Raw genomic sequence first — 10,134 nt, 5'->3', positions numbered from 1 at the left:
TATTACCTCAAGGTCAATCCTTCAACCTTTGGTTGAATCTAGCGTGTTCAAAATGGTCTTAAAAGTCACTCAAAAAAGCACAAAATAGCCGTGTACCAGGATACGCCTCAAATCATCGCCTCTTGTAGAGCTCCTGGCTTCGTTTTAGAGGTGGTTAAATCGATCGCGCATTTTGTGCGGTATGTGCTATCGATCACGCACAGTATCATTCTGACAATAAAAACACTCTTGAGTACTCTATATCTCCTGCTCCATCATCGCCTGCCAGCGGCGATCGTCTTCGTCCATGACCGTGTCGTACTCTTCGCGCGTGAAGCCGTTCTGATTGGGGTATTTGGCGTTAATCATCATGGCGAACTCTGTCATCGTTAGGTTCTCGGCCTCTTCCCGGCTTATGCCGAAATGGTTACGGGCCGCCATGATGTAGTCGGCTGCGCGGAATTCTGCGGTTGTCTCGTTCGTTTCGTAACGCTGCAGCTTGCGCACCTTCGCTTTGCCGATGATGCCGTGCATCATCAGGTTTTGCGCGACGATGACCATAATTTCCGGCGTCATACTTCCGGGGCGCCAGACGAAACCGCGCTTTCGTGATTTCGCAGGTTTCATCCATCCAACCAGATCGCCGATATCATCGTCACAGCAAGCTGTAAGCACTGTATGCGCAGCCATGATGGCTTTGCGTGTCAGTAGCCCACTCTGGATATATCGCAGCACACAATCAGGAAGGCGGCTGTACTCATCGCGGATATACGCCTCAGCAGCGCGCTGTATTAGTGGAGTAGCCTCGTCATTGCACAGGTCATAGAACGCCTGAACAATCTCATCGGGCTCTCCGATGCGCGCCATGTTGAGAAACGACGGACGGAAAAAGAATTCCCGGTCACCGAATCCGATAACGCATTCGCCTAATTCTTTAATCGGGGTCATAGTCGCTCCATAAACAGTATCAAGGGCGCAGAACGCCCTTTGTACTATTCACGAAAAGCCAGGGAGTTAGCTGATGGTCACCGCGCACGCAAAGGACGTGATTTTCACAGGCGTTGATGCAGAATCGGTGACTTCGCAGGTGTAAACACCCGCATCACCGGAAACAGCGCTGGCCTTGTTGAAGGTCGCCGTTGTTTGCCCGCTGACGACAGAGCCGTCTTTCTTCCACACATAGGTGTAAGGCGAGATGCCGCCATCTACCGCTACCGACATGTTAAGGGCTGAGCCAGCGGCTACTGTCTTGGTTGCCGTCAGGTTCGTGGTGAATGCCAGCGCCGGTCCAGCTACTTCGAACACGACAGTGTCAGCGTCGTAGACTTTCCATTCCCCGGAGAAGGTGGAAATGTCAGAGGTACCGAAATCACCAGACCATGAGGTTGTGTTGAAATACCCCATGATGTAGGTGCCGGCGTCTTCACCAGTGAAGTCAAAGCGTACCCACAGCGTCGGCTGGCGACCGGCCTGCACTTCATCGAAAATATATTTCGAGATAGTGATGGCGCCGATTTCAGTCGTTTTATCCTGCTTACGGAATTCCCCTTCACCGGAGATGGTGAAATCCATGTTGTTCACCAGGTTCTCAACCAACCCTTTCGTATCGTCAACCTCAGAGGTGACGGTATTCATGGAGTAGTCGAACCCTTTCGTTGTCAGCGCGCCCAGGCGTTTCCATTCGGAAAGGGCCGGAACGGTATCAGCACAGCCCATAGCCATGCGTAGCACGGCCACCTTACCAATCAGCTTGCCGGTATCATTAGCACAGCCTTGCATGTGTACCTCTCAAATAAAAAAGGCCGCCAGATGGCAGCCTGTTAGTGATTCTGACGATTATTCGCCGTATGTGCATGAGACGAGCAGCCGGGTTACTAACCGGCCCTCTTCGGTGGGGATCGGCGCCGGTACATTGCCGACAATCCGTAGCGCGCCTACGCAATCATCGGCGCCGGATTGCGCGCTGATATACTCGACAATGGCGTTTACCGCGGCGTCCGCAGCATCGGGATTCGCTTTGGAGGAAACAACATCGACCATCACATACCAGTCGCCGCCGCGGTCGTACTCGATATTGGTACCACCGGAAGGCCGGAACACGATGAACTGGTCGGCATCCTTTCCGGAGTCCTTCCATTGCCGCCATTGCACCCGAAATCCCGCGGTGAGCCCTTCAGCCACAAACAGGTCTTTCAGGCGCATGTACATTGGAGGAGTCATTGGCCTTCTCCACATGGAACGACTTCGACGCGCCCCTTTAGAGTACGCTCGTATAGCTCACCTTTACGGCGTTTATGGGCTCTGAATGGCCTTGGATGATATCGAACAATTCCGCGCTGGATATCAGCAAAAAACACCCCGCCGATTTGGTTGCCATTCACGAATACTTTTCGAGGACCAAGACCATCTCCAGCAAAATGGATGTTGCGATTCATAATGAGGGTGCCGCGATTCATAATGACAACTCCTTCTTAACAGCCGCGTCAATCTGGCTGCGGGTATCCTCGAAGCCCTTCGTTAAGAACTCTTTCCGCGCAGTCGCGCGCCGGAAGTTCTGCTTCACTTCAGGGTCGTGAACAAACACCGCATAGTTAGCCGTATAGCCAACGCGCCCGGTCACTCTCACGCCATTAGCAGTGATTTCCCGGAACTGGCTATTGATGAGTGTTGACGTGTCGATCGGAGTGTAAAGTGCTGCCTGTGCGCTACCGATAAGCATTGCCGACTGCAGCGCTCGCACAACCTTTCGCCCCTGCACGTCCTTAATGATGCGGTCGAGATTGGCCTTAGCCTGGCGGATGCCGCGTACTTTAGCGCCCATAATCAGACTCCCGTAATCAGTGCGAAATCGTCCGCCAGTCGCTCGAACGTATCTGCAAACTGGACGATCTGCCGAATCTCATCAGCTTCATCTGGCGGCGCCGCATCGGTTGATGCGCCAATCAGGATATAATCCCCTTCCCGCGCCGTTGCGTACTCGGTCCATATCGTGTTTTTAACCACAATTTCCCGGCCAAGGTCGCCGATTTTCGCAGAGAGACCGCCCTGGTAGTCGCAGAGGATAGCGATAGGCGCTTCCCACCCGTACGGCTGACCTCCGCCGTCGGTATCGCTACCGTCAGCATCGCGTATGCGCCGCCAGATTGTCGCCGTCGCGGTGTATGACCAGTTGGCAACGCTAGACATCGCTAACCCCTCAAAGCTCTGGTAGCGGCACCGTCATGCCTGCCATGCTGTGTGTGCAGTCATTCAGATATTGAATCTGCCCGTCTGTCACAAATGAATGGCAAGTGAACGGCTTGTCTTTAGTGGCATCATCAAATTGTTCTGGGTCATCACTGGGCGTGAAGCCAGTAACTAAAACGCTGGGGGTAAGCGTCGGTTTATCCACGCTTCCATTCCATCCCCATCGAGGGCCTTCTCCATTGCCAACCTGCACTACATGGCGGCTACAGCACCCAGGACACATGAACGATAACCGGTTATCGCTCGCCTTCTTCACTCGCTCAGTCATCTTTCCACCTCAACACTTTTGCGCCCGTAGCCTGTATGCGAGGGCAGTTAATCATCCACTGCCCCGCGCCGTTAACGTAAGCCGTGGTCTGCTGGCCGGTATCGGTCATGACCCACACCCGGGTGAACGTTCGCGGCAGCCGCTGCTGAACTGAAACCCACACCATCATCACCCGCCAACAACGAGAAACAGGCCGACGCTGTTGCCGGCGCTGATTGGTAGTTCACTGGTGCAGCCGCTGGTATCGAGCTTCGCCAGCGAGTCGCGCAGCCAGGTGATGCCGTCATCTCCGTAGTCGAACGAGCGCGATGCCCCCGATGGCGCCCCCTGCGATTTGATTCGCCGGGCACCGGAAGACGTCGCCATGAGCGCAGCGGCATACATCAGGATGAGTTTTGCGCTGCAGTCGTCATATCCCGCACCGTCGAGGCACGGGATAATCTTGTTCACCATGCATAGAATCGGGTCCAGCAGCGCGCCGGGTATGGCATAACCCAATTCACCGATGAACGCCTGCACGTCTGCCGCCGTGATTGGGTCAGCCATGGTTATTTCGCCTTCTTGGTTGCTTCTGCCAGTGCGGCTTCTGACTCTTCAGCGCGTTTGTTCGCCGATTCCAGCTCAGCCGCATGGGCCTGCTTCAGCTGCTCAAGGGCATCAGCATGCTCTTTGTCTTTTGCATCAGCGTGTGACTGGGCCTGCTTCAGCTGCTCAAGGGCATCATTGAGTTTTGACTGCAAATCGGATGCACCGGATGCCACAGGCGCAGACGGTGTCGCCACTTCAAAGACGAGCTTCTCCCCCTTCTTGTCAGTTGATTTTTCCGCCTTACCCTGCGCGACCCACTTCTCAGCGATCGAGTCATCGACGTCATAAACCTGTCCAGCCTCCAGTTTTTGAAGGCTGGCACCGGCAAAGAGGTTTGCTACCAATACCTTTACGAGTGCCATGTTTTTTCCTTAGCTCGAAGCGTGAATAACAGAGTAGTGGCCGTTGATGTCCTGCTTGACCATCAGACCAGCAGCTCCCCAGGTACGCCAAACGTAATCTGAGTTGTAGAACTGACGCGGATCGGCGACGGTACCAAACGCCTGGCCGACGATAGGAGCAATCACGCCAGCCTGCAGCGGCACGATTACGATTTCGTTTCCGGTCAGCTCAGCATCTTCTTTGACGGCAGCAATGCCCGATAACTTGAGAATTTCATCAAGCACAGTGCGTGTTTTGTTTTGGGTATCGAAATACTGTTCCCAGTTGGAAATGATGTCGGACGATACATACCAGGTCTGCTGACCGTACTGGAAGTTTTGCAGCTTAAGAACGTCTCGAAGAGCAATAGCAGCTTTACGCATCGCGTCTGGATCTGTGCTGGTTGCAAAGTTCAGAGTCAGAGTTACCTGTGCAACGCGCTCATCATGTCGAAGTCCCTTCCACGTTTTATCGTCGAACTTAATGAAGTTGCCCGCCGCATCGCGGAAACCCTCCCAGATGTAGTCGACATACTGGCGACGGACATCATCAACGGATCCAGACTGCGCATCGGCCAGAGAGGAAAGCGCAGATCCTTTGTTGAATACCGGATCACGCCAGTTGAACTTAAAGCCGCTGTCGTGAATTGGCACCATGGTGCCGTCGAAAGTGTAAGACTTCGCATCCAGCGCAGCACCAATCTGACCGGACATTGATGTGTGCGCCCAGCCACGGCCACCGGTGCGAGCGTACTCATACACAGACTCTTCGAGACGAACGGAGCGAGACAGCGGCATCAGGTCGTTCAGCAGCGTGAATTCGGTGTTCGGCTCGAATTGCTTCAGCACGGTCTGGTCATAGGCCTTGTACAGACGGCGGATATCGTCGACTGCGTTTACTGCGTCCAGCACCGGGGCATTTGCCGCTTCACCGCGAACACGGGTACGAGCAATAAAGTCTGCCACGGCCTGAGCACTGGAATTACGAGCGAACGTCAGCTCATTGAACTGAGCCATGTTGGCTTCGAGGTTCCCGGTTTCGGTCGCCTGCTTAGTGGAGAATACAAACATTCAGGTGCTCCTTATTTAATGACCACGCGCAGGAGGTCACCTGCCGTTGCAATGGTGTATGAGCGGTCTTCTTCTACGTAGCAGCGGACCGATTCATCAGTGCCAGCAGCTTTAACGCGACCGTTGGCCACAGAGAGCGGCTGCCCTTTTGTGTAGGTACCTGCTGCTGCTGGCACGTTGAAGAAAACGCCTGGAGTTGGGTGGAAGGCAACAACCCAGTCACCAGCCTTGATGACGTCGTCTACCGTTTTGCAACGCAGGTAGTCATAGTTGGCTACGTAGAGGATCGCAGCTTCATTGCCATCCACAGATGCGGTGAATTTCTTCGTGGTGTTGTCGAAGAAACCAATCGTTCCGGGGGGCGTATCAGCGGCTGCAGCACCTTCACGGTGAAGTTGTGGGTTCGCGAAGATACCGCCCGCATGAATTACGTGTTTTCCGTCTTTAGCCATTTTTTACTCCGGCATTTCGCTGACTGATTGGGTGTTGGTTGCCTGGCGGAATGCACCGTTCAGGCCGAAAGAGGTCTGGCACTTGGCGTACATAGCGTCGAGCGCCTTACCGTCCAGATCAGCGACTTCGTCGTCGCTCATGTTCATCGCCAGCTTCACAGCCGCGCGCTTTTCGCCCTTCTCTTTGTCAAAGTTGGCATTGATCTGGCTGTTAAGTGCGGTGACCTGCTCAGTAAGAACTTTCGCCCACGCTGGCATCTCTTCGTTATTGGCGGCCTGCTCTTTTTTCTTGGGCTTGCCGGTTTCCTGGTCTATTTCTTCATCGCCTTTTTTCTTGGCGGTGGCTTCTTCGGCCTTCATCTGGTTGTATGCGTCCATCAGCTCGGCGTCGGACTTTCCTTCAGTCGGCTTACCAGCGGCTTGCAGCGCATTGATAATCAGTTCTTTCATCGGATCGTTCTCTCCGTTGGTTTTAATCTCGTACTCAGTGGGTTTGCGCACGACTTCTACAGGTTCGCCGACGAACACGGCCTTGCCGTCATCATCGATGAGGTACTTCTGTTTCAGGTATTTGGTGTCATTGCGGTAGATGAAGCTGTCCGGCCACACCGTTTCAGGCCAAAGCCACTTATCTTCGGTGTCAGCCTCGCGCAGCTTGTCGCTGATAGCGCGGGAGATGTCGTCGAAAGAAAAGTTGGAGGCATTGGTGAAGAAGAATTTGGTCTTGTTGAGCAGGCCGTCGCGGGTGCAGTCGATACCGTCAGCAAGACGGGCAACTTCGATCTGCTGTTCATCGCCTTCAGAGTTAACGAAGATGCCCACGCCCTCCTCTGGAGTCCCGGCACCCGGCTCATCAAGCAGCACCGCAACATGGTCAAACATCATGTTGGTGGCGATCTCGTTGTACTTCTTGCCCTTCGATTCGCCATTTGCGGCGATGCCGGAATAGAGCAGGCCGGTGGAGATGTGGATCGGGTCGGAGTTGGTACCGGACAGCATCTCGTCCAGGCGGTTAATCAGGCGCTTGCCCTTATCGCTGGATTCGGCGTACTGGCGGTTGACGTACATGTCGCCCGTCACCTTCCCGTCTTTGTGGCTGACGTTCTGCAGCCATGCGCCGACGTGATATTCATTCACCGCCCGGACATCGCGAGCAGACACATGCTTGCCGTCAACCTTTGGGTGGCCCAGCGGCATCGGGTTACGCTCAAGCGTGTTATAGGCCTTTTCTATTTCTGCTGCCGGGTACAACTTCCGGTTCATCACAATATCGTCCACGACAGGCGTGATGCCGCGAACCACAATATGTGGCTTGCCGTCGATGGTTTCAGTGGTGATGTTTGAAGCGGAGTTGACGACGGTCAGCACGTTAACGCGGTTGCGTTTCATGCTGGGTCCTCATTGGTGGATTTCAGGCAATAAAAAAGGCCGCCGTAGCGACCTATTTGATGTGTTTAAATTCCCACCGGAATGAGCTGTATATGTACTCTCCGCCATCCTCCCTATCGGTAAGCTTGGCGGTAATTTCAAATTGGCTGCCAATTGGGTAAACCTTCACATCTGACAACTTTTTAGAACACTCAACAGCAAGTGAGGTGCTCGCCCATTGTCCTGGAATCGGCCTGATATGAACTTTACCCTTCTTGCCTGACATGCTGGCTGGGTAAAAGCTCTCTACAATCAACTTACGATACGGCTCTTCTGGCTTTGCCATAATTCCTCCGCAAAACCATTTTGTATCATGCCGCTTCGTCCAGTTTCCACTGCTGACGCTCTTTCTTCAACTTATCAGCCAGCCCTTCGTTGAATATGCTGCCGTCGTCGTTGAGCAGTACCGGAATCTGGCTGCAGTAGCAGTTGTACCGGTTGCCGTTCTCGGCGTAGAAGTCTCGCACCTGCTCGGTGGTATAAACCTTGCCGTGACGGCTGGCGTGCCAGGTGCGCGTCGTTGGCTTGAGCGCTGACAGCCACAGCAGGCCAGTATTCAGCCCAAGCCTATCCGCTGCCCAGTCCGTTTCGTTCCATTGCGCCCGCCGCAGCGCGCCGACCTGCTCAGTCTGAGCGATGGTCTTGGCTTTGGACATACTTACGTCCAGGCGCTTGCTGATGACGCTTTCCGTCTCGCGAGGATTGACGCCGCGCACTACCGCGTCAGTGATGATGTTGGTCAGATCGCCGCGGGCGGTGTCGCTGATTACCTTCCAGTCGCTAAATGTTGTCAGTCTGGCGGCCGCCACCTGATTAAGATAACCGGGGCTGTTTAAAAGCTGCTGTAGCGTCGTCTGGCTGGCGTACACCTGCGACTGCTGCGAGAGGTTGTTGAAGGCCTCCAGCATGCCGCGCTGCGCCTCTGCGACGACGTAATCCATCGCCCAGAGGTTTTGTTCGCCGCCTTCCAGCAGGTAATCGTCTAGGATGGTCTGTACGATGCCCAGCAGGTCGGCCAGCTCCTGCGCTGACATGTCGTAGATAAACTTGCCGGCATTGACCTGGTAGAGCCGCACATCTTCGCCATGGTCGTGGCACAGGAAATGCCAGTTATGGCTGTTAACCTCTCGCTCTCTCCCGGTCAGGCGCTGGTCGAAGAGCGATTTCAGAGCGCGCTTGATGCCGAGATACCGATCCTCGATATCCCGGAACATCGCGCTGACCTGCTTCGCCGATCGCGTGGGGTCAACCTTGCTGCGCGGAACGATCGGCAGCCCCACCTTTGCCGTCTGCTCCGGTGTCATCGGCCAGTGGATCATCGGTTGTCACCTTGTCATTCGGGTTAGGTGGATGCTTTGGTTCAGGCAGAGGGTCGAGCCCTACAATCTCGCGTAGTTCGTTGGCTGTGAATGGCGGCTCGCCACCATAGAAGCCCGACGTTTTCTGGACGATATCAGCCAGTTTCGAAGCGTTCTCGATTTTCTCTTTCTCGCCAGGTGCAAGCAGGTCTGTCCATGAAATGGTGACCTCTCCATTTGTCGGCGGATCGATAATGCCCAAGGTCCAGAAGCGTTCCAGCAAGGCTGTGATTCGGTCAGTCAGGAAGCCGTTGCGGCGGGTATTGCGGCGAATCGCCCAGTCGGTTTTATCCTCATCGCTCGCCAGTCGTCCGGTCTGCTGTCCAAACAGGATAGTGAACGGGATTTGCACTGACGCCGCCAGTTCGTTCGCGGTGACCTCCCATGTCGGCCCCGGGTCGCCGGGCGTCACACTCAGAACGTGCATCTGCCCGGCCTGCATAACCGCCGCCGCATCGGTGCCGCGGTTAAGTTTGTTGACCTTGTCGCCCATCGCTTCGCCGAGGTCGGCATAACCAGCTTTCTTAGCCTGGTCAGCCAGCGTGGCCATGTCTGTCTCTTTGCTGAACTCGACCGCGATCTGCCGGCTGGCGTTCTTCAGGAAGCCCTCAGCGCCACCACCGGACACTTTCTCAAGGTCGAGGCCTTTGTTGAAACCAGCCTCCAGCAGCGGGATGCCGGACAGAACGTTGTCGTCTTCAGAACCTTCGCAGAACAAGATAACGCGGCTCGGGTGTACCGGCTCTCCGCGCATCGGACCGACAAAAGGCTCATCACCGACCGGCTGCTCGTTGAAGTTGAACATCTTCGGCTGGCCGAACGTTTCTGACTGACGGTCGTTATCCCATTCGGCGACTGTTAGTTGCGGCTCCCATGCCGGGATAAGTTTTACCAGCGCTGACTCGCCCAAGGATTTCACCAGCTTGATATCTACTGGCTCGCTCCACGACTTATTATCTTTCACCTGCAGCAGCAGTGCTGAGTAGCGTCCAACCATATTGCGGCGATCGGCATCCTTCACCTTCGGCCACAGCTTCTTCATGAACTTGGTGACTTTCTTTTCCCAGGCGTTTGTTTTCTCCGCCTCCTGTGCTTCATCACCGTCAACTATGACCGGATAGTCCTGCCAGCAACCATCCAGCAGGCGATGCACCACAGCGAAGCCAGCGGCGTTGCGGCGGTACATGTTGTAGAAGTCGTTGAAGGTGATCGTGCGCGGGTAGCCAAATTCCTGGTAAAGCGTCGGGCGCTTCGTGTTCCCGCCACCGATGCCGATGGCATTCAGGTAATTTGCTCGCCTCATTTCAGTGGCGAGGTTGTTCACAGCCATCTGCAGGCCGTTATCTTGTTCGCTCACTGGCGAT

Annotated in this window: 15 protein-coding genes; all 15 read right to left on the bottom strand. The window is 54.9% G+C overall.

What is annotated here, in order from left to right; genetic code table 11:
- Window positions 1-237 precede the first annotated feature (237 nt).
- Window positions 238-927: a DUF6246 family protein gene (locus KOSB73_RS09675; protein ID WP_098140457.1), complete on the bottom strand. Its 690-nt coding sequence runs from the start codon at window positions 925-927 to the stop codon at window positions 238-240.
- Window positions 928-993: 66 nt separating this feature from the next.
- Entirely contained in the window at window positions 994-1,758 is a 765-nt protein-coding gene (locus KOSB73_RS09670; RefSeq protein WP_098140456.1) for an immunoglobulin domain-containing protein, read from the bottom strand.
- Window positions 1,759-1,815: 57 nt separating this feature from the next.
- Window positions 1,816-2,199 carry a phage tail termination protein gene (locus KOSB73_RS09665; protein WP_098140455.1) on the bottom strand — a complete coding sequence of 128 codons (384 nt, stop codon included), beginning with the start codon at window positions 2,197-2,199 and terminating at the stop codon, window positions 1,816-1,818.
- Window positions 2,196-2,435 (bottom strand): hypothetical protein, encoded by a 240-nt coding sequence (locus KOSB73_RS09660; protein WP_241185166.1) that lies wholly within the window; start codon window positions 2,433-2,435, stop codon window positions 2,196-2,198. The genes KOSB73_RS09665 and KOSB73_RS09660 overlap by 4 nt, the downstream gene beginning before the upstream one ends.
- The gene (locus tag KOSB73_RS09655) at window positions 2,432-2,800 is read right to left on the bottom strand and encodes a hypothetical protein (RefSeq protein ID WP_094909228.1); all 369 of its coding nucleotides are present in this window, start codon (window positions 2,798-2,800) and stop codon (window positions 2,432-2,434) included. The genes KOSB73_RS09660 and KOSB73_RS09655 overlap by 4 nt, the downstream gene beginning before the upstream one ends.
- 2 nt (window positions 2,801-2,802) lie before the next feature.
- The gene (locus KOSB73_RS09650; RefSeq protein ID WP_023301678.1) at window positions 2,803-3,165 is read right to left on the bottom strand and encodes a hypothetical protein; all 363 of its coding nucleotides are present in this window, start codon (window positions 3,163-3,165) and stop codon (window positions 2,803-2,805) included.
- Window positions 3,166-3,175: 10 nt separating this feature from the next.
- Window positions 3,176-3,493, bottom strand: coding sequence for a ubiquitination-like system serine protease family protein (locus KOSB73_RS09645; protein WP_098140454.1), 318 nt, complete (start codon window positions 3,491-3,493; stop codon window positions 3,176-3,178).
- Between the two features lie 168 nt (window positions 3,494-3,661).
- The gene (locus tag KOSB73_RS09635) at window positions 3,662-4,039 is read right to left on the bottom strand and encodes a DUF7370 family protein (RefSeq protein ID WP_098140453.1); all 378 of its coding nucleotides are present in this window, start codon (window positions 4,037-4,039) and stop codon (window positions 3,662-3,664) included.
- A gap of 2 nt (window positions 4,040-4,041) precedes the next feature.
- Window positions 4,042-4,443 (bottom strand): hypothetical protein, encoded by a 402-nt coding sequence (locus KOSB73_RS09630; protein WP_098140452.1) that lies wholly within the window; start codon window positions 4,441-4,443, stop codon window positions 4,042-4,044.
- A 9-nt stretch (window positions 4,444-4,452) separates the two neighbouring features.
- On the bottom strand, window positions 4,453-5,532 hold the full coding sequence (locus tag KOSB73_RS09625; RefSeq protein ID WP_098140451.1) for a major capsid protein: 1,080 nt from the start codon (window positions 5,530-5,532) through the stop codon (window positions 4,453-4,455).
- Between the two features lie 11 nt (window positions 5,533-5,543).
- On the bottom strand, window positions 5,544-5,984 hold the full coding sequence (locus KOSB73_RS09620) for a hypothetical protein (protein WP_098140450.1): 441 nt from the start codon (window positions 5,982-5,984) through the stop codon (window positions 5,544-5,546).
- Between the two features lie 3 nt (window positions 5,985-5,987).
- Entirely contained in the window at window positions 5,988-7,373 is a 1,386-nt protein-coding gene (locus KOSB73_RS09615; protein WP_098140449.1) for a DUF2213 domain-containing protein, read from the bottom strand.
- A gap of 52 nt (window positions 7,374-7,425) precedes the next feature.
- The gene (locus KOSB73_RS09610; protein ID WP_046878414.1) at window positions 7,426-7,698 is read right to left on the bottom strand and encodes a hypothetical protein; all 273 of its coding nucleotides are present in this window, start codon (window positions 7,696-7,698) and stop codon (window positions 7,426-7,428) included.
- 25 nt (window positions 7,699-7,723) lie between these two features.
- Window positions 7,724-8,731 (bottom strand): phage minor head protein, encoded by a 1,008-nt coding sequence (locus KOSB73_RS09605; RefSeq protein WP_098140448.1) that lies wholly within the window; start codon window positions 8,729-8,731, stop codon window positions 7,724-7,726.
- A complete protein-coding gene (locus KOSB73_RS09600; RefSeq protein WP_098140447.1) occupies window positions 8,658-10,127 on the bottom strand; it encodes a DUF1073 domain-containing protein in 1,470 nt (489 codons plus the stop codon). The genes KOSB73_RS09605 and KOSB73_RS09600 overlap by 74 nt, the downstream gene beginning before the upstream one ends.
- Between the last annotated feature and the right edge of the window lie 7 nt (window positions 10,128-10,134).

Origin of the sequence: Klebsiella grimontii (genome assembly GCF_900200035.1) — a bacterium.
Taxonomy (GTDB): Bacteria; Pseudomonadota; Gammaproteobacteria; order Enterobacterales; family Enterobacteriaceae; genus Klebsiella; species Klebsiella grimontii.
The sequence above is the reverse complement of the archived record's forward strand: the minus strand, read 5'-3'. Positions and strand labels throughout refer to the sequence as shown.

Bases quoted from the DNA above. Each gene is read 5' to 3' on its own strand.
- KOSB73_RS09635 (WP_098140453.1), bottom strand. From the start codon at position 4,039: ATGGCTGACCCAATCACGGCGGCAGACGTGCAGGCGTTCATCGGTGAA.
- KOSB73_RS09670 (WP_098140456.1), bottom strand. From the start codon at position 1,758: ATGCAAGGCTGTGCTAATGATACCGGCAAGCTGATTGGTAAGGTGGCC.
- KOSB73_RS09675 (WP_098140457.1), bottom strand. From the start codon at position 927: ATGACCCCGATTAAAGAATTAGGCGAATGCGTTATCGGATTCGGTGAC.
- KOSB73_RS09650 (WP_023301678.1), bottom strand. From the start codon at position 3,165: ATGTCTAGCGTTGCCAACTGGTCATACACCGCGACGGCGACAATCTGG.
- KOSB73_RS09655 (WP_094909228.1), bottom strand. From the start codon at position 2,800: ATGGGCGCTAAAGTACGCGGCATCCGCCAGGCTAAGGCCAATCTCGAC.
- KOSB73_RS09605 (WP_098140448.1), bottom strand. From the start codon at position 8,731: ATGATCCACTGGCCGATGACACCGGAGCAGACGGCAAAGGTGGGGCTG.
- KOSB73_RS09630 (WP_098140452.1), bottom strand. From the start codon at position 4,443: ATGGCACTCGTAAAGGTATTGGTAGCAAACCTCTTTGCCGGTGCCAGC.
- KOSB73_RS09615 (WP_098140449.1), bottom strand. From the start codon at position 7,373: ATGAAACGCAACCGCGTTAACGTGCTGACCGTCGTCAACTCCGCTTCA.
- KOSB73_RS09665 (WP_098140455.1), bottom strand. From the start codon at position 2,199: ATGACTCCTCCAATGTACATGCGCCTGAAAGACCTGTTTGTGGCTGAA.
- KOSB73_RS09610 (WP_046878414.1), bottom strand. From the start codon at position 7,698: ATGGCAAAGCCAGAAGAGCCGTATCGTAAGTTGATTGTAGAGAGCTTT.
- KOSB73_RS09660 (WP_241185166.1), bottom strand. From the start codon at position 2,435: ATGAATCGCGGCACCCTCATTATGAATCGCAACATCCATTTTGCTGGA.
- KOSB73_RS09645 (WP_098140454.1), bottom strand. From the start codon at position 3,493: ATGACTGAGCGAGTGAAGAAGGCGAGCGATAACCGGTTATCGTTCATG.
- KOSB73_RS09620 (WP_098140450.1), bottom strand. From the start codon at position 5,984: ATGGCTAAAGACGGAAAACACGTAATTCATGCGGGCGGTATCTTCGCG.
- KOSB73_RS09625 (WP_098140451.1), bottom strand. From the start codon at position 5,532: ATGTTTGTATTCTCCACTAAGCAGGCGACCGAAACCGGGAACCTCGAA.